General features: G+C 66.8%; 22 protein-coding genes. 11 read left to right on the top strand and 11 right to left on the bottom strand.

Going from position 1 to position 19416, the window contains the following annotated elements; translation table 11 throughout:
- Positions 1-9: 9 nt before the first annotated feature.
- Both AC4ELH_RS26420 and AC4ELH_RS26415 read right to left on the bottom strand, forming a co-directional pair.
- A complete protein-coding gene (locus AC4ELH_RS26420) occupies positions 10-399 on the bottom strand; it encodes an anti-sigma factor antagonist (protein ID WP_448448495.1) in 390 nt (129 codons plus the stop codon).
- Positions 400-432: 33 nt separating this feature from the next.
- The gene (locus tag AC4ELH_RS26415) at positions 433-1122 is read right to left on the bottom strand and encodes a TetR/AcrR family transcriptional regulator (protein WP_448448494.1); all 690 of its coding nucleotides are present in this window, start codon (positions 1120-1122) and stop codon (positions 433-435) included.
- 147 nt (positions 1123-1269) lie between these two features.
- On the opposite strand from AC4ELH_RS26415, the gene log reads away from it, so the two are divergent.
- The 4 genes from log (at position 1270) to AC4ELH_RS26395 (ending at position 5658) form a co-directional block, all read left to right on the top strand.
- Positions 1270-1830, top strand: coding sequence for a cytokinin riboside 5'-monophosphate phosphoribohydrolase (log, locus tag AC4ELH_RS26410; protein WP_055116475.1), 561 nt, complete (start codon positions 1270-1272; stop codon positions 1828-1830).
- A gap of 92 nt (positions 1831-1922) precedes the next feature.
- The gene (fadD6, locus tag AC4ELH_RS26405) at positions 1923-3701 is read left to right on the top strand and encodes a long-chain-acyl-CoA synthetase FadD6 (RefSeq protein ID WP_498887677.1); all 1779 of its coding nucleotides are present in this window, start codon (positions 1923-1925) and stop codon (positions 3699-3701) included.
- Between the two features lie 185 nt (positions 3702-3886).
- Positions 3887-4711 carry a dihydropteroate synthase gene (gene folP / locus AC4ELH_RS26400; protein ID WP_082941828.1) on the top strand — a complete coding sequence of 275 codons (825 nt, stop codon included), beginning with the start codon at positions 3887-3889 and terminating at the stop codon, positions 4709-4711.
- Entirely contained in the window at positions 4708-5658 is a 951-nt protein-coding gene (locus AC4ELH_RS26395; RefSeq protein WP_064886273.1) for a glucosyl-3-phosphoglycerate synthase, read from the top strand. Before folP ends, AC4ELH_RS26395 begins: the two co-directional genes overlap by 4 nt.
- A gap of 10 nt (positions 5659-5668) precedes the next feature.
- Here AC4ELH_RS26395 and AC4ELH_RS26390 read toward each other — a convergent pair whose 3' ends face one another.
- A complete protein-coding gene (locus tag AC4ELH_RS26390; protein WP_448448492.1) occupies positions 5669-6268 on the bottom strand; it encodes a PepSY domain-containing protein in 600 nt (199 codons plus the stop codon).
- 143 nt (positions 6269-6411) lie between these two features.
- On the opposite strand from AC4ELH_RS26390, the gene AC4ELH_RS26385 reads away from it, so the two are divergent.
- The 3 genes from AC4ELH_RS26385 to AC4ELH_RS26375 all read left to right on the top strand — a co-directional run bounded on the left by AC4ELH_RS26385 (position 6412) and on the right by AC4ELH_RS26375 (position 7712).
- Positions 6412-6789, top strand: a complete 378-nt coding sequence (locus AC4ELH_RS26385; RefSeq protein WP_064886293.1) for a DivIVA domain-containing protein — start codon at positions 6412-6414, stop codon at positions 6787-6789.
- On the top strand, positions 6786-7361 hold the full coding sequence (locus AC4ELH_RS26380; RefSeq protein WP_064960413.1) for a DNA-3-methyladenine glycosylase I: 576 nt from the start codon (positions 6786-6788) through the stop codon (positions 7359-7361). The genes AC4ELH_RS26385 and AC4ELH_RS26380 overlap by 4 nt, the downstream gene beginning before the upstream one ends.
- A 183-nt stretch (positions 7362-7544) precedes the next feature.
- Complete coding sequence (locus AC4ELH_RS26375) at positions 7545-7712, top strand: DUF3117 domain-containing protein (RefSeq protein WP_003885506.1); 168 nt, start codon at positions 7545-7547, stop codon at positions 7710-7712.
- 20 nt (positions 7713-7732) lie between these two features.
- On the opposite strand, the gene glgA is transcribed toward AC4ELH_RS26375, so the two are convergent.
- Positions 7733-8896, bottom strand: a complete 1164-nt coding sequence (gene glgA, locus AC4ELH_RS26370) for a glycogen synthase (RefSeq protein ID WP_064886270.1) — start codon at positions 8894-8896, stop codon at positions 7733-7735.
- Positions 8897-8996: 100 nt separating this feature from the next.
- Here glgA and glgC point away from each other — a divergent pair, with 100 nt between their 5' ends.
- Positions 8997-10211 carry a glucose-1-phosphate adenylyltransferase gene (gene glgC / locus AC4ELH_RS26365; protein ID WP_064960412.1) on the top strand — a complete coding sequence of 405 codons (1215 nt, stop codon included), beginning with the start codon at positions 8997-8999 and terminating at the stop codon, positions 10209-10211.
- Between the two features lie 27 nt (positions 10212-10238).
- Here glgC and AC4ELH_RS26360 read toward each other — a convergent pair whose 3' ends face one another.
- The 7 genes from AC4ELH_RS26360 to AC4ELH_RS26330 form a co-directional block, all read right to left on the bottom strand.
- On the bottom strand, positions 10239-10883 hold the full coding sequence (locus tag AC4ELH_RS26360) for a DUF4126 domain-containing protein (RefSeq protein WP_448448491.1): 645 nt from the start codon (positions 10881-10883) through the stop codon (positions 10239-10241).
- Between the two features lie 90 nt (positions 10884-10973).
- On the bottom strand, positions 10974-11648 hold the full coding sequence (locus AC4ELH_RS26355) for a methyltransferase family protein (protein WP_448448490.1): 675 nt from the start codon (positions 11646-11648) through the stop codon (positions 10974-10976).
- A gap of 10 nt (positions 11649-11658) precedes the next feature.
- Entirely contained in the window at positions 11659-12333 is a 675-nt protein-coding gene (locus AC4ELH_RS26350) for a methyltransferase family protein (protein ID WP_064960410.1), read from the bottom strand.
- Between the two features lie 20 nt (positions 12334-12353).
- On the bottom strand, positions 12354-13973 hold the full coding sequence (locus AC4ELH_RS26345) for an ABC transporter permease (protein ID WP_448448489.1): 1620 nt from the start codon (positions 13971-13973) through the stop codon (positions 12354-12356).
- Positions 13970-14863, bottom strand: a complete 894-nt coding sequence (locus AC4ELH_RS26340; protein ID WP_064960409.1) for an ABC transporter ATP-binding protein — start codon at positions 14861-14863, stop codon at positions 13970-13972. Before AC4ELH_RS26340 ends, AC4ELH_RS26345 begins: the two co-directional genes overlap by 4 nt.
- Positions 14860-15555 carry a TetR/AcrR family transcriptional regulator gene (locus AC4ELH_RS26335; protein ID WP_064886264.1) on the bottom strand — a complete coding sequence of 232 codons (696 nt, stop codon included), beginning with the start codon at positions 15553-15555 and terminating at the stop codon, positions 14860-14862. Before AC4ELH_RS26335 ends, AC4ELH_RS26340 begins: the two co-directional genes overlap by 4 nt.
- Before the next feature lie 211 nt (positions 15556-15766).
- Positions 15767-16411, bottom strand: a complete 645-nt coding sequence (locus AC4ELH_RS26330; RefSeq protein ID WP_064960407.1) for an O-methyltransferase — start codon at positions 16409-16411, stop codon at positions 15767-15769.
- A gap of 174 nt (positions 16412-16585) precedes the next feature.
- Between AC4ELH_RS26330 and sigE the strand changes: the two genes are divergently transcribed.
- The 3 genes from sigE to htrA all read left to right on the top strand — a co-directional run bounded on the left by sigE (position 16586) and on the right by htrA (position 19416).
- Complete coding sequence (gene sigE, locus AC4ELH_RS26325; protein WP_055116450.1) at positions 16586-17365, top strand: RNA polymerase sigma factor SigE; 780 nt, start codon at positions 16586-16588, stop codon at positions 17363-17365.
- A gap of 77 nt (positions 17366-17442) precedes the next feature.
- The gene (gene rseA / locus AC4ELH_RS26320) at positions 17443-17841 is read left to right on the top strand and encodes an anti-sigma E factor RseA (RefSeq protein ID WP_054602999.1); all 399 of its coding nucleotides are present in this window, start codon (positions 17443-17445) and stop codon (positions 17839-17841) included.
- A gap of 78 nt (positions 17842-17919) precedes the next feature.
- The gene (gene htrA, locus AC4ELH_RS26315; protein WP_064886709.1) at positions 17920-19416 is read left to right on the top strand and encodes a serine protease HtrA; all 1497 of its coding nucleotides are present in this window, start codon (positions 17920-17922) and stop codon (positions 19414-19416) included.

Genomic DNA, 19416 nt, shown 5'->3' with positions numbered 1-19416 from the left:
CACCGAATCCTATGGTGGGCTGCCGCCGTTCAACGCTGATTCGACATCCGGGTGCGCCGAGATCGCGTCGTCCATACCGCAGCCGGCGATGACTCGTCGGATGCTCGGCAGCGTGGTGACGAGTCGCACCGTGACTCCCTGCTGACGGCTGTCGACGGCCTGTTTGGCCAGGGCGACTAGTGCTCCGCAGCTCATGAAATCCAGGGACCCGCCGTCGACGACGAGTATCGAACCATCGGGAGCGGCGGCTGCCGACTCACCGAGCATGCGTTCCCACGTGGGCTCGTTGTGGGCATCGACCTGTCCGAAGACCTGAACGATGAGGCCTTCGGGTATGGGGTGAGCCATCCAGTGCAGCTCGTGATCCTGCCGGTTCGATTCCACGATGAAACCGAGCATACCGATCTTGGTTTACGTTGTAAACGAGGCTGCTCAGTGCCCGTCGAGCCAGGTTTCGATGCGATCGAGGAGGGCTTCCAACGCTTCCTCGAACTCGTCGGAGCTGTGATCCTCCGCCAGCATCGGCTGCAACCGTCGCAAGTTCGGGTAGTCGGCCAGCGAGGTATCGGGCCGCGGCTCGGCGTCGAGAGTCGGTTCCTCCGGGCTGAGGGCGACACCGCGTGCAGACACCTCCAGCAGCAACTGGCCCACCAGGAACGTGGTGTATGTCCGGTAGGCGGCGACGGCTGCGCTGTCGCTGAACCCATAGGAGATCAGCGTCTCCAGAAAGGTCTCCATCCAGCGCAGGCTGCGCAGTGGCGGCCGCACCCACGGGGCCTCCGGCGCCTCGGTCGCCACCAGAGGGAACACGTCGGGATGGTCAAGGGCGATCTGGCGCACTCCGTGACCCAGCCGCAGCAGGAAGTCCTGCCAGCCGTCCTCCTGTCGGCGCGCGGCGAGCTGATCTGCGTACAGGCGGTCCACGATGTGGTCGACCACGCCGGTCAGCAGGTCGCCACGGCTGTGCACATAGCGGTACAACGCCATGGCTTCGACACCGCACGCCGTGCCCAGTCGCCGCATGGTCAATTTCGTCAGACCGTCGCGGTCGATCAGCTCGATCGCGGTGTCCAAGATGAACTCGCGATTCAACCTTGTCGGTTGATCGACATCGTCAGTCACCAGGATCGTCCCTCCGCGTTCAGCTCAGTGTCCCTGCGAGCCGGGGCTTAGTCCATCAGCAACGGACATCAGCAACAGGCATCAGTAACGGACCTGTCATCAGCCACCCGACATCGACGGTTCACCACCACCCTCTAGGTTGTGTGCGTGTCCGGTGAAACTGACCGCGAGTTTGCGGTGTGTGTCTATTGCGCCTCGGGTCCCACCCATCCCGAGCTGCTGGCCCTGGCCAGTGAGGTAGGGGTGGCGATCGCCAAGCGCGGATGGACGCTGGTCTCCGGTGGCGGCAACGTGTCGGCGATGGGTGCGGTCGCCCGGGCGGCGCGATCGAGCAACGGTCGCACGGTCGGCGTGATCCCCAAGGCGCTCGTTCACCGCGAGCTCGCCGACGTGGACGCCGCTGAGCTGGTGGTCACCGACACGATGCGGGAACGCAAGAAGGAGATGGAGGACCGCTCCGACGCGTTCATCGCGCTGCCCGGCGGCATCGGCACGCTGGAGGAGTTCTTCGAGGCCTGGACAGCGGGCTATCTCGGGATGCACGAGAAGCCGGTGGTGCTGCTCGACCCGTTCGGTCACTACGACGGCTTGTTGAAATGGCTGCGCGGACTCGTCGCCTCGGGTTACGTGAGTGATGCAGCCCTGGATCGGTTGATTGTCGTCGACGAGGTGTCCGCCGCGCTCGAGGCGTGCGAGTCGGTTACCTAGAACCGGCGGTAACGGCGGTTACCAGCGCGGCTATGGTGTTGCCCACACGACAGCCACTTCGAGACCCATAACAACGCGCAGGGGGAGACCGCATGACCGACCAGAAATCGGGCACCAGGAGCAGCGTCGGCCTACTCGACCTCGCCAGCCAGGTACCCGGTCTGCTGATGGATGCGCCGGTCATCGTGCGAGGTGTAGTCACCGGAATGATGGCCCGGCCGACCGCCAAGACCTCGATCGGCAAGGTGTTCCAGGAGCGTGCCGCCCAGTACGCCGACCGGGTTTTCCTCAAGTTCGGCGACGAGCGCATCACGTATCGCGAAGCCAACGAGACCGTCAACCGGTATGCGGCAGTCCTCGCCGCCAAGGGTGTCGGCCACGGCGACGTCGTCGGGGTGATGCTGCGCAACTCGCCCGATGCGGTCCTGCTGATGCTGGCGATCGTCAAGTGCGGCGCTGTCGCAGGCATGCTCAACTACCACCAGCGCGGCAAGGTGCTGGCCCACAGCTTCGGACTGCTCGACGCCACCGCCGTGGTGGCCGAGTCCGATCTGATCGAGCACGTCACCGACTGCGGGGCCGAGGTCAACGGCCTGATCACGGTCGAGGAGCTGCGCCGGCTGGCGGCCACCGCGCCGACCACCAACCCGGCCAGCGCGTCCGCCGTCCTGGCCAAGGACAAGGCGTTCTACATCTTCACCTCGGGCACCACCGGCATGCCCAAGGCCAGCGTCATGACGCACTACCGCTGGCTGCGTGCCCTGGCCGGATTCGGTGGCCTCGGGCTTCGGCTGCACAGCAACGACACCCTGTACTGCTGCCTGCCGCTCTATCACAACAACGCCCTGACGGTCTCGGTCGGTTCGGCACTGAACTCGGGTGCCGCCCTGGCCCTGGGCAAGTCGTTCTCGGCATCCCGGTTCTGGGACGAGGTCATCGCCTACGACGCGACCGCCTTCGTCTACATCGGTGAGATCTGCGGCTATCTGCTCAACCAGCCGCCCAAACCGACCGACCGGGCACACAAGGTCCGCGTGATCGTCGGCAACGGGCTGCGCCCGGCCATCTGGGACGAGTTCACCCAGCGCTTCGGCATCCCGCGCGTCTGCGAGTTCTACGCCGCCAGCGAGGGCAACACCGCCTTCGTCAACGTCTTCAACGTGTCGAAGTCCACCGGCATCTGCCCGAGTCCCGTCGCCTTCGTCGAATACGACGCCGACAGTGGCGAACCGGCCCGTGGCGCCGACGGCCGGCTGCGCAAGGTCAAGCGCGGCGAGCCCGGCCTGATGCTCTCCAAGATCAACGCGCTGCAGCCGTTCGACGGTTACACCGACGAGGCCGCCAGCGAGAAGAAGCTGGTGCGCAACGCCTTCAAGGAAGGCGACGTCTGGTTCAACACCGGCGACCTGATGCGTTCCCAGGGGCTGGGCCACGCCGCGTTCGCCGACCGGCTCGGCGACACGTTCCGGTGGAAGGGCGAGAACGTGGCCACCACCGAGGTGGAGGCGGCTGTTGCGAGCCATCCGCTGATCGAGGAGTGCACCGTGTTCGGCGTCGAGGTGCCCGGCGCCGGTGGTCGCGCCGGGATGGCCGCTGTGCAGCTCAAGGGCGGCAAGGAATTCGCAGGCAAGGAGCTGGCCGACGCGTTCTACGCGCACCTGCCGGCCTACGCCGTGCCGCTGTTCGTCCGCGTCGTCACCGAACTGGCGCACACCTCGACCTTCAAGAGCCAGAAGGTCGACCTGCGCAAGCAGGGGTATGGATCCGACATCGAGGATCCGCTGTACGTGCTGGCCGGCCGCGAGGAGGGCTACGTGCCCTTCTACCCGGAATACCCCGACGAAGTGACGGCCGGTAAGCGGCCGAAGTAGGCGGGCGCCTGCAGCTCCGCGCGGATTTCCACGCCTGGGTCGTCGATCGCGTCCGGCGACGACCGACAGGTAGAAAACGACGCGGAAGCTGGCGCGAATACTGCTGCGGTTGAGCCACCGGGCACTATGGAGGCGTGTTGACGACGTTCTGCGGGCGCCCGGTCGCGGCTGACCGTGCCCTGATCATGGCGATCGTCAACCGGACCCCGGACTCCTTCTACGACCGCGGCGCCACCTTCACCGACGACGCGGCCAAGGCCGCTGCCCAGCGCGCGATCGACGACGGTGCCGACGTGATCGACGTGGGCGGCGTCAAAGCAGGCCCCGGCAGCATGGTCGACGCCGAAGAGGAGATCGCCCGCGTCGTGCCGTTCATCGAATGGCTGCGCACCACCTACCCCGACCAGTTGATCAGCGTCGACACCTGGCGCGCCGCCGTGGCCAAGCAGGCCTGCGCGGCTGGGGCCGATCTGATCAACGACACCTGGGCAGGTGCGGATCCAGGGCTGCCCGAGGTGGCCGCCGAGTTCGGCGCCGGCCTGGTCTGCTCACACACCGGCGGCGCGGTGCCGCGCACCCGGCCGTTCCGGGTGAACTACGGGATCACCGAACGCGGCGTCGTCGACGACGTCATCGCCGAGGTGACCGCGGCGGCCGAGCGGGCGGTAGCAACGGGTGTGCCACGCGACCGGATACTGATCGACCCCACCCATGATTTCGGTAAAAACACTCATCACGGTCTTAGTTTGTTGCGTCACGTAAAAGATCTTGTTAAGACCGGATGGCCAGTCCTGATGGCGCTGAGCAACAAGGATTTTGTCGGGGAGACTCTGGGTGTGGATCTGACCGAACGCCTGGAGGGCACCCTGGCCGCGACGGCACTCGCCGCCGCGGATGGAGCCGCGATGTTCCGGGTACACGAGGTCGGACCCACACGGCGCGTGCTGGAGATGGTCGCGTCGATCCAGGGAGTGCGGGCACCCGCACGAACAGTGAGGGGGTTGGCATGACCGCTCTGCCTGATCTGTCCGTCGCCGACGGAGTCGTCGGCCACCGCTGGCTGACCGACCACAGCTGGAACCGGCCGAGCTGGACCATCGAAGAGCTGGAGGCCGCCAAGGCGGGCCGCACGGTCTCGGTGGTTCTGCCTGCCCTCAATGAGGAAGAAACCGTCGCGTCCGTCGTCGAGACCATCACCCCGTTGCTCGGCGGGCTGGTCGACGAGCTGATCGTGCTCGATTCGGGGTCCACCGACGACACCGAGATCCGCGCCGTCGCCGCCGGGGCCCGGGTGGTCAGCCGCGAGGTGGCGCTGCCCGAGATCGCGCCGCAACCGGGCAAGGGCGAAGTGCTGTGGCGGTCGCTGGCCGCCACGACGGGCGACATCATCGCCTTCGTCGACTCCGACCTGATCGATCCCGACCCGATGTTCGTGCCCAAGCTGCTGGGCCCGCTGCTCACCGCCGACGGGGTGCACCTCGTCAAGGGGTTCTACCGGCGGCCGCTCAAGGTGAGCGGCGCCGAGGACGCGAACGGTGGCGGCCGGGTCACCGAGTTGGTGGCCCGCCCGCTGCTGGCCTCGTTGCGTCCCGAGTTGAACTGCGTGTTGCAGCCGCTGGGCGGCGAATACGCGGGCACCCGCGAACTGCTGACCTCGGTGCCGTTCGCGCCCGGCTACGGCGTGGAGATCGGCCTGCTGGTCGACACCTACGACCGACTCGGCCTCGATGCCATTGCCCAGGTGAACCTCGGCGTCCGGGCGCATCGGAACCGGCCGCTGACCGAGCTCGCCTCGATGAGCCGACAGGTCATCGCGACCTTGCTGTCGCGGTGCGGGATCGCCGATTCGGGGGTGGGGCTGACGCAGTTCTACGCCGACGGCGACGACTTCACCCCGCGGGTGTCTTCGGTGTCCCTGGCCGACCGCCCGCCCATGGTCACCCTGCGCCCGCGCTGACGGTCGGCCTTCAGTTCCGGGCCACGACGGAACCGGTAGCGGCGTCGACGCTGACTTCGTGAAGGGTGTTCGCGGGATCGACGACGTCCGCCTCCCACACCGTGGTGCCGTCGCGGTCGTCCAGGTTCAATTCGGTGATCCGGCCGTCGACGGCCTTGGCGACAGCGTCGACAGCTGCGCGGAAGTCGAGCTTGGCGGCCTGGATGCGGCTGCGGTGTTTGGCTGTGTCCTTGGCGTCCTCCGGCTTGGCGAGCGGGCCGCTCAGAACTTGGGTGCCATCGGCGGAGACCTCGACCTCGTGCTCGACGCCATCGGTCGTGATGACCTGAACCTCCCATTGCGTGTCGTCGCGCTCGGTCTCGATGGAGGACACGGTGCTGCCGGGAACAGTGCCTCGCGCCGTCTCCGCTGCCGCCAGCAGAGCGGTGTTGCCCTTCGCGGTCGCCTGCGGCGGGGACTGGGTGGGGGCCGGCGCCGCGCTGGTCCCGTCCTGCTTGTCCGGATTGGCTGTCGTCGGCGCTTGGCCTCCGCCACAAGCGACCACCGCGGCCATCGCAGTCGCGGCTCCAGCCATGAGCAGGGCAGTTGCAGGCGTTGGGTTGCCAGGCATTCTGATCCACCTTCCTGGGACGATTCGGCATCTTCTGCCCACGTAACCACCGGCCGGTGGTGTGGCGCCAGGTCTCGTCGGTGCTGTCGTGGATAGTGGACCCTGATGGACTCGAATTCCTACGTGATTGCGTGGTGTTTGCAGTGACACTGATACTGCTGTACCTCGTGGTGCTGGTTCTGGTGGCCACGGTGCTGTTCGGGCTGGGCAGCGTCATCTTCGGCCGCGGTGAGACGCTGCCGCCGCTGCCACGGGGCACCACCGCCACGGTCCTGCCGGCCTCGGGCGTCACGGGTGCCGATGTGGATGCGCTCAAGTTCGCCCAGGCCGTCCGTGGATACAAGACCAGCGAAGTGGACTGGGTGCTCGATCGGCTGGGCCGCGAACTCGACGCGGTGCGCGGGGAGCTGGCAGCGGTGCGCGCTGCGTACGGTGTGCCCGACGACTTCGACGAGGTTGCCGACGACGAGGAAGAAGTGTCGGCCACCGCAGGCGAGGTCCGCACCTCGGACGAGTCATGACCGACGACGGCAAGACCCGCTGCGGCTGGGCAGTCTCAGCCAGCAGCTCAGCTGCGGGAGACACCCTCTACCGCGACTATCACGACACCGAGTGGGGTCGCCCGCTGCGGGATTCTGGTGCGCTGTTCGAGCGGATCAGCCTGGAGGCATTCCAGAGCGGGTTGAGCTGGCTGACGATCCTGCGCAAGCGGGAGAATTTCCGGGCCGCGTTCGACGGGTTCGATGCGGACGCCGTCGCGAGGTACACCGACGACGACGTCGAGCGGTTGATGGCCGACGCGGGGATCGTGCGCAACCGGGCCAAGATCGTCGCGACCATCGCCAATGCAAAGGCTGTCACCGAGCTCGACGTAGACCTCGGCGAGCTGTTGTGGTCGTTCGCGCCCCCGGCCCGGCCGCGGCCCGCTGACCTGGCCCAAGTGCCTGCCGTGACCCCGGAATCGACCGCGATGGCCAAGGAACTCAAGCGGCGGGGCTTCAAATTCGTCGGCCCGACCACGGCATATGCGTTGATGCAGGCCACCGGGATGGTCGACGACCATGTCGCGACCTGCTGGGTCCCGGCGCAGTAATTGTGACCGGTAAAACATGCCTTAGGTCGGTATCCGACGGGTCTTTGCACAAGCACAGCCGCGGATAAGGAACAATAGGGCTAGTTCAGTAGCAGTTCAACGCCGGGTGCCGCCAACGAGTGGGCGGCTTCGGCCCCAACCTGGCCCGCTGACACGGGTCGGCACTGTTGGAGGGAGCACTCGATGGCGGCGATGAAGCCCCGGACCGGTGACGGTCCACTGGAAGCAACCAAAGAGGGGCGAGGAATCGTTATGCGAGTACCGCTGGAAGGCGGTGGGCGCCTCGTTGTCGAACTGACTCCCGACGAGGCCGCTGCGCTGGGCGACGAACTCAAGGCCGTCACCAGCTGATCGGCTCGCAAGGTGTCCGCTCAGGCGGACACCTTGCGGTATATCTCCAGGGTCTGTTCAGCGATGTGCGCCCAGGAGAACTCGGCGATGCAGCGCTGGCGCCCGGCCTCGCCGTACTTTCGGGCGGTTTCCGGCTCCGCCACGAGTGAGTTGACCGCATCGGCCAGACGCATCTCGAAGAAGCGTGGATCGCTGGCGTCGTAGTGCACGAGCAGCCCGGTCTGCCGGTCGGCGACCACCTCGGGGATGCCTCCGACGTCGGACGCGACGACCGGCGTCGAACACGCCATCGCTTCCAGGTTCACGATACCCAACGGCTCATACACCGAAGGGCATACGAAAACTGTTGCAGCGGAAAGTATTTCGCGAATCTTGTTGATCGGCAGCATCTCGCGCACCCAGAACACGCCGGTGCGGGCACGGGCCAGCTCGGCCACCGCTGAGGACACCTCGGCGGCGATCTCGGGGGTGTCGGGGGCGCCGGCACACAACACCAGCTGCACCTCGGGGCTGAACCGATGGGCCGCGGCCACCAGGTGGGCCACACCCTTCTGACGGGTGATGCGCCCGACGAACGCCACGATCGGTCGGCCCAGGTCGACCCCGAGCTCGGCGAGCACCGAGTCGGTGTCGGCAGGCGGAGTCGGGTACCAGACGTCGGTGTCGATCCCGTTGCGCACCACGTGGACCCGGCCGGGGTCGAGTGCCGGATAGGTGCGCAGCACGTCGTGGCGCATGCCGGAACTCACCGCGATGACCGCGTCGGCGGCCTCGATCGCGGTCCGCTCCACCCAGGACGACACCCGGTAGCCCCCGCCGAGTTGCTCGGCCTTCCACGGACGCAGCGGCTCGAGGGAATGCGCGGTCAGCACGTGCGGGATGCCGTAGAGCAGCCCGGTCAGGTGCCCGGCCATTCCGGCGTACCAGGTGTGCGAGTGCACCACTGTCGCGGCGGCGGCCGAGTTGACCATGTTGAGATCCGCGGACAGCGTCGACAGAGCCGGGTTGGCACCACGCAGCGCGGGATCGGGCTGCGCCACGAAGGCGCCGTCACGCGGGGCGCCCATGCAGTGCACGTCGACGTCGCAAAGCTGACGCAACTGGGCGACGAGTTCGGTCACATGCACACCGGCACCGCCGTACACCTCGGGTGGATATTCCCGAGTCATCATGGCCACCCGCATATCCGAGACGGTAGTAGGTCTTGGCGGGTCTAGCTACGCGCCGCAGACTTCTGTTGCCATTGGCTGGCCGCGTTGCTGGTTGGCGGATAGGTTTGGACCCATGAGGGAGTTGCCACATGTGCTGGGCATCGTTCTGGCCGGGGGAGAGGGCAAACGGCTGTACCCGTTGACCGCCGATCGAGCCAAGCCGGCAGTTCCCTTCGGCGGTGCTTACCGGCTGATCGACTTCGTGCTGTCCAATCTCGTCAACGCCCGTTACCTACGGATCTGTGTTCTGACGCAATACAAGTCGCATTCACTGGACCGTCACATCAGCCAGAACTGGCGTCTGTCGGGTCTGGCCGGTGAGTACATCACCCCGGTGCCGGCCCAACAGCGGCTCGGTCCGCGTTGGTACACCGGCTCGGCGGATGCGATCTACCAGTCGCTCAACCTGATCTACGACGAAGATCCCGACTACATCATCATCTTCGGCGCCGACCACGTGTACCGCATGGATCCCGAGCAGATGCTGCGGTTCCACATCGACAGCGGGGCCGGGGCGACTGTGGCCGGCATCCGGGTACCCCGCGCGGAGGCCAGTGCGTTCGGCTGCATCGACGCCGACGACTCTGGGCGCATCAAGGATTTCGTCGAGAAGCCCGCGAACCCGCCGGGCACGCCCGACGATCCCGAGCAGACCTTCGTGTCGATGGGCAACTACATCTTCACCACCAAGGTGCTCATCGACGCGATCCGCGCCGATGCCGACGACGACCACTCCGACCACGACATGGGCGGCGACATCATTCCCCGGCTGGTGTCCGACGGGATGGCGGCGGTCTACGACTTCAACAACAACGAGGTGCCCGGCGCCACCGAACGTGACCACGGCTATTGGCGCGACGTCGGAACCCTGGACGCGTTCTACGACGCGCACATGGACCTGGTGTCGGTGCACCCGGTGTTCAACCTGTACAACAAGCGCTGGCCGATCCGCGGCGAGTCGGAGAATCTGGCCCCGGCCAAGTTCGTCAACGGCGGCTCGGCACAGGAGTCGGTCGTCGGCGCCGGGAGCATCATTTCCGCGGCGTCCGTACGCAATTCGGTGCTGTCCTCCAATGTGGTGATCGACGACGGCGCGATCGTGGAGGGCAGCGTGCTGATGCCGGGCGTGCGGATCGGCCGCGGCGCGGTGGTGCGCCACGCGATCCTGGACAAGAACGTGGTGGTGGGCCCGGGCGAGATGGTGGGCGTGGACCTCGACAAGGACCGGGAACGGTTTGCGATCAGCGCGGGCGGCGTGGTCGCCGTCGGCAAGGGTGTGTGGATCTGACGCGTCCGACGCATCGCCGAACCGGATTCACTCCCAGGGGTCTACCGCGGCAGGGCGGGGAGCTGCATTGCTGCGTGCGTTGACGCCGACCTTGGCTTCACTGCGTCGTCGGCGCCACCGCCACAACCGGAAAGCACCCCAGATCAGCGCCAACAGCGCGACGAGCACCAGGATCGGCAGCAGGATCGCCACGAAGACCAGTCCGACACTCGTGACGTCCTCGACAGTGGACAGCACCGGGGCGGCTACGCCGGCGGTGGCGACGTTGGCGGCCGGCCGCACCGTCGATTTGGTCAGCGACACCACGAGTGCGGTCACCGCGCCGATCGCCACCGGAATCCATTGGCCGGACTGGGCGAACGCGCCGGGATCGGCGACCGCGGCGGTCTGGGACGCGGTGCCCGAGCCGAACACGATGCCGCCCGCGGTCGGGCGCACGAAGGTCTGGATGGTGTCGTTGATGGAATCGAGCGCGGGGATCTTGTCGGCGACCACTTCGACGATCAGCAAGACCGCGACGATCGCCATCACCCAGCCGTTCTCCAGCCACGACCACCCCGCCGGCAATGACACCAGATGGGTGAAGCGTGACAGCAGGCCGAGGGCCAGCAACGGGATGTAGGCATTGAGCCCCGCCGCAGTGGCCAGGCCGAAGCCGGTCAACAGTTCCATTACTGCAGTATGCGGCGAACTCCGCTCCAGACCCGGCGGTTCGTCGTTATCGGCTCTGAGTCCGCGTCGTGGCCTCTCACATCGCAGTCCTCACCAGACGTAGGGCAGCAGCCGGTAACGGACCTTCCCGGCATACGCGTCGTAGCCGTCGAGTTCGGCGCGCAGGAGCTTCTCCTCGTCGACTATGCGCATGGCGAGTATCGCTATACCCGGGATCATGAGCAGCAATCCCCAGTACGAGCCGAGAGCCGGCGGGATGCCGATCATCATGATCACGTTCCCGGCGTACATCGGATGGCGCACCAGCCGATACAGGCCGGTGGACACGACGGTCTGGCCCGCCTCCACGATCACGTTGGCCGCGGCGTAACTGTTCTGGCTCACCACGAGCATCGCGGCGCCGAGTCCCACGGCCACCAACGCGTTGCCGACGACCGACACCCAGGCGGGGACGGCCGACCAGCCGAACCGGTGGTCCAGGACGCTCACGATGACCATCGCAGCCAGGAAAGTGAACGCCAACGTGCTGGCGACCTTCTGCAGTGGTCTGGTCTCGGCGACCGGTCCGGCGCGCATCCGGCGTCGCAGCGCTTCCGGATCATGCACCGCCAGGTATCTGCTCGGAAGGAGAGTGGTCAGGGCGAACACCGCGAGGAATGCCCACCCCTGCCAGTAGTCGAACGTCCCGGCCGGACCGAACACCAGTGCACCGAATACGACCAGTCCGATGACGGCCGACACGGCGGTGAGTAGACCTGTCTTCACGTCGCAGTCCTCACCAGACGTAGGGCAGCAGCCGGTAGGGCACCTTCTGCGTGTACTCGTCGTAGCCGTCGAGTTCGGCTCGCAGCATCTTCTCCTCGTCGGCGATCCGCACGCCGAAGATCGGTATCGAGGCGATCGAAACGAGTAGGGCCCAGTAAGAACCCAGCGCCAGTGGGGTGCCGAACATCATCAACACCGCGCCGAAATACATCGGGTGTCGGACCAGACCGTAAAGCCCCGTCGAGACGAGCGGCTGGTCGTCCTCCACCTGGATACTGGCGCCGGCGAAGCTGTTCTGGAAGACCACCGTCTGCGCGAGGATGAGCCCGACCGCCACCAGGACGTTGCCGAGGATTACGACGGCGACCGGCACGCTGGACCAGCCGAACCGGTGGTCGAGCGCACTGAGGGCAAACGCCGCGAAGGCCGAGCCCGTGACCGCCCAGATGACGATCTTCTGCACGATCCGCGTTTCCGCGGTGGGCCCACCGTGGAGGCGTCGTTGCAGGGCGGCCGGGTCTCTGACCGCGAGATAAATGCTCGGGACCATGGTGGTCGCCATGAACACGGCAATGAAAACCCAGGCCTGCCAATAGTGGAACGTGCCGGCCGGCCAGAACAGCGTCACGGCGAACAATGCCAGGCCGAACACGCCCGAAGCGATCGTCTGAAGTGCGAGTTTCATCAACTGTCTCCTGTTCGGGTTCACACCGCGTCGCGGTTGCGATAGATCAAGCCCGCGATGGCCGCCAGAACCGTTGCGGTGACGAGCATTACCACCAGGGCCATGGCCGGGAACTGGCTCGGCACGGTGGTCTGGCCGACCGGGGACAGCTCGATCAGCCAGCGCGGGAGCCGTAGCAGCGCCCCGAGGTACAACGCGGTGATCACGAAGGTGACTGCCAGCCAGGCGATCCAGGGCGAACGCAGAGCCACGGCCAGGGCCGCGACCGAGGCGAGCACCGCCAGCGCGGGGAGATAGGCCAGCGCGGCCAAGGTGAGGCGGATGATGGTGCCCGGCTCACCAAGAGTCAGCCCGGCACCGAGGCCGTTGCCCAGGCCGGCGCAGAACATCAGGATCCCCGACCCGGCCAGCGCGCAGCCGACCGCGCCCAACAGCCAGCGCCACCGTGACACCGCCCCGGCCAGAACCGGCTCGCCCAGTCCGTTCTGCTCGTCGGTGTACACCCGCAGCACCACTGATGAGACATACGCCGTGGCCGCCGCGGCCAGGAACTGAGTCATGGTGGTGTAGATGCCGTCGTTGCCCGTCGCGGACAGCAATCGGGCGATCAGCTCGTTGGTCTTGGCCGCGTCCATCAGAGCTTTCGTCATCGAGCCGAATACCAGCCCGGCCACGAACAGTCCCACTGCCCAGCCGATTGTCTGGCCGCGTTGCAGCGTCAGGTGCAGCCGCAGCGGGCCGGTGATGGCAGGGGCGTCGGGACGCTCACCCGTCGACGCGATAGTCCCCGCATCGTATTGACGACGGCTCTCCAGCACCGCGGCCACGGTCATCAATCCGACCGCCAGAATGACCAACAACCCGAACGGCCACCAGCGCAGATCGACGAACGGGCGCATCTGCTGCGCCCAGGCGATGGGGGAGAACCAGCTCAGGGTGCTGCCGGAGTTGTCGATGACGTCACCGGCCCCGCGCACCAGCGCGGCCACCGCCAGGGTCGCCATCGCTGCGCCCGACGCGGTGCGGGACTGGCGCCAGAGTTGGGCGGTCACGGCGGAGACCGCGCCGAACACCATCGCCACCCCCGTGATGCCCAGGCTCATGGCGGCGGTGTCGACGACGGCGAAACCGGTGGAGGCCATCGCCAGCGTCATCGTGAGTGCCAGCACCGCGTTGACTCCGCCGACCAGCGTCAGAGCCGCAGCCGTTCGGGCGTAGCGGCCCACCACGGAGGACAGCACCAGCTCTGCGCTGCCGTTCTCCTCCTCGGCGCGGGTATGACGAATCACGGTGAGAATGGCCAGGATCGAGGTGGCGATGGTCAGGGTGAGAGTCAGCTCGTTGGCCATCATCACGCCGAGGTCGGTTTCGTTCACGCCGAACATCGGGCCGCCCAGCATCATCCCGGCAGGTGTCTTCAGCAGGTTGACCCGGGCCAGGCGTTGTTCCTCTCCTGGGTAGGCCAGGCGAATTGCGTTGGGGGCGTACACCATCATCAAGCTGAGGGTGGCGACCCACACGCTCAGCCGGACCCGGTCCCGGCGTAGTGCCAACTTCAGCAGCGTGCCGATACCGGTGAACGGCGATGTGCCCGTGCTCGGCCGTCGGGCGGGCCGGGCCGGGCCGGTTGCGGTGGTCACCGGGTCGCCCCCTGGTACTCGCGCAGGAACATGTCCTCCAGCGACGCTGGTGTGACCGTCAGATCCTCGATGCCGAGATCGGTCAAGTGCTCGAGGGTGAACTCAAGGTCGGCCCGGTCCACCGAGAAGGACACGGTGCCATCGTTACTCGCGAAGTCGTGCACATACGGGGTGTTCTGCAGTGCCCGGCCGTCGGAGCGGGTGCGGGCGCTGACCTTGGTGCGCATCAGGTGCCGTAGTTCGGCGAGGGTGCCGGAACGTACCGTGCGTCCGGACCGGATGATCGTCACGTTGTCGCAGAGCTTTTCGACCTCGGCCAGGATATGGCTCGACAGCAGGACCGCGGCACCCTGCCCGGCCACCTCGGCTACACACTGCTGAAATGCTCGTTCCATCAACGGGTCCAGCCCGGACGTCGGCTCGTCGAGAATGTAGAGGTCGGAGTGGCAGCTGAACGCCGCCACGATGGCGACCTTCTGCCGGTTGCCCTTGGAGTAGGTGCGGGCCTTCTTGTGCGGGTCCAGTTCGAACCGTTCGATCAGTTCGTCGCGTCTGCGGGTGTCGCTGCCGTTCCCGCGCAGCCGGCACAGGAAATCGATGGCCTGCATGCCGGTCAGGTTGGGCCACAGGGTGACATCGCCGGGGACGTAGGCGATGCGGCGGTGCAGTGCGACCGCGTCGCGCCACGGGTCGCCGCCCAGGAGTCGCACGGTGCCCCCGTCGGCGCGGAGCAGGCCCAGCAACACCCGGATCGTGGTGGACTTACCGGCCCCGTTGGGCCCGAGGAATCCGGTGACGTCGCCAGGGGACACGCTCAGATTCAGGCCATCGAGTGCCTTGGTGTGTCCGAAAGACTTTGACAGTCCGCGGATTTCGACGGAGTGGTTCACGCTGGCTCCTTCTTGTCGGTGGTTGTGGCGGTGTCGTCGGTGCCGGAACTGAACGGGATGCCTTGTTCGCGCTGGTGCAGGAATGCGTCGTACATCGTCGAGTCGGTCATCAGACCGTCGGTGTAGAGCTCGAGGGCCGGCAGCATCATGTCCTCGCCGTAATCCCGCAGCACCCGGCGCAGATCCGTTGGGTCGTCGTGCATCTGCAGGTACAGCAGAAATCCGCCGCCGCTGCAGATCGCCATGAAGCGGGCGCGCGCTTTCGGGTCGCGGCTGGGTTTGAGCACTCCGGTCCGCACGCCTTCTTCGAGGTACTGCTCGGCGTTGTCGACCATGGTGCGCCAGAACGTCTTCGCCAGGTCACTCCCGGACTGCATGCTGCGGACCAGGTACGCCATCAGCGGCGCGTAGGACTCGATCTCGGACATCTGGGCCATCCAGGTGGCGGGGTCGCCGTTCTGCAGCGACTCGGTCTTGGCCTCGCGCACCACTTCGGCGACATAGGCGTCGCACGCCTTGCGTAGCCCTTCCTTCGAACCGAAGTGGTGGATCACCAGGGCGGCGCTGACGCCCGCGGCCTCGGCGATGGTGCGCAGTCCCACGCTGAATCCGTGTTGCCCGTACTGCTCGATCGCGGCGTCGCGGATCCGGGCCACTGCTGTTCGATCATCTCGATCATCGACTGAACGCATGTTCAATACGCTAAACGCGCGTTCAGCGCTCGGTCAAGGGGGTGGCCCGTCAGGAATCCGTAAAGAAAAAGTTCGGCGCGGGACAGCGCTCCGTGCCGAGCAGACGCGCAGGTACCCGAAAAACCCGGGCAGCGGGGACCTGCGCGTCTGCTCAGCCGGAAGCGACCGGGGTGAGGTCAGGAAGAGGCGGGGAGAGGAGGCGGGGGGAGGGTCAGTCGCGGGCGGCCGCGAGCAGACCGTCGCCCAACGGGATCAGCACCGGGGTGAGCCGTTCGTCCTCGGCGATCAGCCGGGCTGCTTCACGCACGGCAGCGACCTCGGCGTCGTTCGCCGAGGCATCGCCGGCCCGGCCGCCCAGCGCGGCCCGGTGCAGCACGATCGCGCCGCCGGAACGCAAAAGGCGCACACCTTCGGCCACGAACTGCGGCTGATCGATCGGCTCGGCGTCGATGAACACCAGGTCATAGGACTCGTCGGCCAAGCGGGTCAGCACCTCCTGGGCGCGACCGCTGATCAGCCGGGTACGTCCCGGGCCGACTCCGGCCTCGTTGAACCCCTGTTTGGCGATTCGTTGGTGCTCGGGCTCGACGTCGATGGTGGTCAGCACGCCGTCGTCGCTCATGCCGGACAACAGCCACAACCCGCTGACGCCGGCACCGGTGCCGACCTCGACGACCGCCCGGCCTCCGGTGAGCCGCGCGAGCACGCTCAGCAACGCTCCGACGGCCGGGGTCACCGCACCCGCGCCGAGTTCTTCGGCCCGCTCACGCGCGGCCGCGACGATCTCGTCTTCGGAGATCGACCGTTCGGCATGCGTGACGATCGCTTCGGCGCGACCGGGGTTGGAGCTGACCATGCCCGCAGCGTAGGCCAGAGGCCGGGGGCACCGTCGCGACACGCCCGTGGGTGGCAGGTATCACCACTGAAAATTCGCTGGTCTGCGCAGGTAACCGGACGTATCGTCGGCTTTCTCAGGGAAAGTTCAGATTGCTCATATGCCCGCCACACCGGGATCAGGAACGGTATCCGCATGGAACACGGCGCCCGCTGGCGCACTGCCCAGCACAACCAGGACAGCAATCGGAATAGCGAAGTCATCAGTCGTGTTGAGCTGAGTGAAAACTGTGATCAGGAGGATCCGACGAGCGCGAACGCTGTTACCTCGAACCCCGCCACCCAGGCCGCCCCGGTGACCATGGCCCACCTGGAGCAATTCACCGCAGGCGAATGGGTGGAGCCGTCTGATGAGTTGACCGGCACCGCCGTGTTCGACGCCACCGGCGATCAGGCTGCCATGCCGTCATGGGACGAGCTGGTGCGTCAACACGCGGACCGGGTATACCGGCTGGCCTATCGCCTCTCGGGTAACCAGCACGATGCCGAGGACCTGACCCAGGAGACGTTCATCCGGGTGTTCCGCTCCGTGCAGAATTACCAGCCGGGAACGTTCGAGGGGTGGTTGCACCGCATCACCACCAACCTGTTCCTGGACATGGTCCGCCGGCGCGGCCGCATCCGCATGGAAGCGCTGCCCGAGGACTACGACCGAGTCCCCGCAGACGACCCGAACCCTGAGCAGATCTACCACGACTCGCGGTTGGGAGCCGATCTTCAGGCCGCTCTGGACTCGCTGGCCCCGGAGTTCCGCGCCGCCGTGGTCCTGTGCGACATCGAGGGTCTGTCCTACGAAGAAATCGGCGCCACGCTGGGCGTGAAGCTCGGTACCGTCCGCAGCCGCATTCACCGCGGTCGGCAGGCCTTGCGCGAGTACCTGGCGAAGCACTCGCCGGAAACCGCCAAATCCGCCTAGTGGTGGTTGGTGTTCGGCGCGCCCGGTCGCGCTACATTCGGGTCAGGACATTTGGTCATGGCGGGAGGAGCTGGGCGATGGTCGACCCGGGACACGTGTTCCGTCGCGCATTCTCCTGGTTGCCTGCGCAGTTCGCCTCCCAGAGCGATGCACCGGTAGGTGCACCTCGACAGTTCGGTTCCACCGAACACCTGTCGACCGAGGCCATCGCGGCCTTCGTCGACGGTGAGCTGAGGATGAGTGCGCACTTGCGGGCCGCGCACCACCTGTCCCTGTGCCCGGACTGCGCGGCCGAGGTCGATGCCCAGGGTCAGGCCCGGGCCGCATTGCGAGATTCCTGTCCGATAGCCATTCCGAATTCCCTGTTGGGACTGTTGTCGCAGATTCCGCACCACAGTCCGCAGCCTCCGGCTGACGTCGACGAACAGCCTCAGTTTGCTGATGACCCGACGCGGAGTCGGCGTAAGCGCCGGTAGGCTGGACCACAAGGCGATCAGTGACCGGCGTCGGCCTATCTGGCTGGGGCGGGCGCTCCGATAGAGAGTGATACACCGGTGACCAATCAGGACCAGTCCGACGAGAGCGGCCGTCTGGAACCGCGCCCTGTCGAGCGGCCACCCGTCGACCAGTTGTCGCAGCGCACGTTCGGCCGTCCCGCCGGTGTGGACGGCTCGTTCCTCGGTGCAGAGAAGTACCAGGACCAGGGCGAGTACGCCCCCAAGGACCTCCCGCCGGATCCCGTGCTGGCCGAGGCCTTCAGTCGACCCTCCGCCGGCGGTGACTCGCTGCAGCGGCACCCCACCGACGCCGGGGCACTCGAGGCCGAGCGGACCGCAGGTGAAGACGACTTCGACGACCCATGGCGCAACCCGGGCGCCGTCCCGGCGCTGGGCACGCCCGCGCAGGCACCGGCCGCTCCGGTGATCGTGCCTGCGCCGATCGGCAAGCTGGGTGCCCGCGAAGTGTTGTTCGGCGGCCGCGTGTCGTGGCTCGCGCTGGTCGTGTTGCTCCTGATCACGCTCATGGTCGGCGCGATCGGTGGCTGGGTCGGGCAGAAGACCGCAGGTACCGTGCAGGCCTTCACCACCTCGAAGGTGACACTGGAGACCGGCGACCTGCCGTCCCCGGACGCCGGCCGGTTCGCCACGGTGGCCGCGGCGGTCGAGGACTCGGTGGTGACCATCGAGGCCAAGAGCAAGACCGAGGGCTCGCAAGGCTCCGGCGTCGTGGTCGACGGCAAGGGCTACATCGTCACCAACAACCACGTGATCTCCGATGCGGCGAGCAAGCCCGCCGACTACCAGATCACCGTGGTCTTCAACGACGGCAAGGAAGTGCCGGCCAACCTGGTCGGTCGCGACCCCAAGACCGACCTGGCGGTACTCAAGGTCGACAACGTCGACAATCTCGTCGTGGCGCGGATGGGCGATTCCGAGAAGGTGCGCGTCGGTGAGGAAGTCATCGCTGCGGGCGCCCCGCTGGGTCTGCGCAGCACGGTCACCCACGGCATCATCAGCGCGCTGCACCGGCCGGTGCCCCTGTCGGGCGAAGGTTCGGACACCGACACGGTGATCGACGGCCTTCAGACCGATGCCTCCATCAACCACGGCAACTCCGGTGGCCCGCTGATCAACATGTCCTCCGAGGTGATCGGCATCAACACGGCCGGAAAGTCCTTGTCGGACAGCGCCAGTGGCCTCGGTTTCGCCATCCCGGTCAACGAGGTCAAGCAGGTCGTCGAGAACCTGATCAAGGACGGCAAGGTCGCGCATCCGACGCTGCTGCTCAGCGCCGTCACGGTGAGCAACAGCGTGGCCTCCGGTGCGCAGGTCCGTAACGTCAACGCCGGCGGCCCGGCCGACAAGGCGGGCATTCTGGAGAACGACGTGGTGGTGAAGGTCGGGGACCGCAAGGTTGCCGACGCCGACGAGATGGTGGTCGCGGTGCGTCAGCTCCACATCGGGCAGGAAGCCCCGATCGAGGTGCTCCGCGACGGTCGGCCCATGACCTTCATGGTCACGCCGATCGGCGACGATCAAAAAGCGCAGTAG

The sequence above is a fragment of the Mycobacterium shunyiense genome (genome assembly GCF_058270075.1).
The sequence above is the reverse complement of the archived record's forward strand: the minus strand, read 5'-3'. Positions and strand labels throughout refer to the sequence as shown.

Bases quoted from the DNA above. Each gene is read 5' to 3' on its own strand.
- AC4ELH_RS26420 (WP_448448495.1), bottom strand. From the start codon at position 399: ATGCTCGGTTTCATCGTGGAATCGAACCGGCAGGATCACGAGCTGCAC.
- fadD6 (WP_498887677.1), top strand. From the start codon at position 1,923: ATGACCGACCAGAAATCGGGCACCAGGAGCAGCGTCGGCCTACTCGAC.
- folP (WP_082941828.1), top strand. From the start codon at position 3,887: ATGGCGATCGTCAACCGGACCCCGGACTCCTTCTACGACCGCGGCGCC.
- AC4ELH_RS26395 (WP_064886273.1), top strand. From the start codon at position 4,708: ATGACCGCTCTGCCTGATCTGTCCGTCGCCGACGGAGTCGTCGGCCAC.
- AC4ELH_RS26390 (WP_448448492.1), bottom strand. From the start codon at position 6,268: ATGCCTGGCAACCCAACGCCTGCAACTGCCCTGCTCATGGCTGGAGCC.
- AC4ELH_RS26380 (WP_064960413.1), top strand. From the start codon at position 6,786: ATGACCGACGACGGCAAGACCCGCTGCGGCTGGGCAGTCTCAGCCAGC.
- AC4ELH_RS26375 (WP_003885506.1), top strand. From the start codon at position 7,545: ATGGCGGCGATGAAGCCCCGGACCGGTGACGGTCCACTGGAAGCAACC.
- glgA (WP_064886270.1), bottom strand. From the start codon at position 8,896: ATGCGGGTGGCCATGATGACTCGGGAATATCCACCCGAGGTGTACGGC.
- glgC (WP_064960412.1), top strand. From the start codon at position 8,997: ATGAGGGAGTTGCCACATGTGCTGGGCATCGTTCTGGCCGGGGGAGAG.
- AC4ELH_RS26360 (WP_448448491.1), bottom strand. From the start codon at position 10,883: ATGGAACTGTTGACCGGCTTCGGCCTGGCCACTGCGGCGGGGCTCAAT.
- AC4ELH_RS26350 (WP_064960410.1), bottom strand. From the start codon at position 12,333: ATGAAACTCGCACTTCAGACGATCGCTTCGGGCGTGTTCGGCCTGGCA.
- AC4ELH_RS26335 (WP_064886264.1), bottom strand. From the start codon at position 15,555: ATGCGTTCAGTCGATGATCGAGATGATCGAACAGCAGTGGCCCGGATC.
- AC4ELH_RS26330 (WP_064960407.1), bottom strand. From the start codon at position 16,411: ATGGTCAGCTCCAACCCCGGTCGCGCCGAAGCGATCGTCACGCATGCC.
- sigE (WP_055116450.1), top strand. From the start codon at position 16,586: ATGGAACACGGCGCCCGCTGGCGCACTGCCCAGCACAACCAGGACAGC.
- rseA (WP_054602999.1), top strand. From the start codon at position 17,443: ATGGTCGACCCGGGACACGTGTTCCGTCGCGCATTCTCCTGGTTGCCT.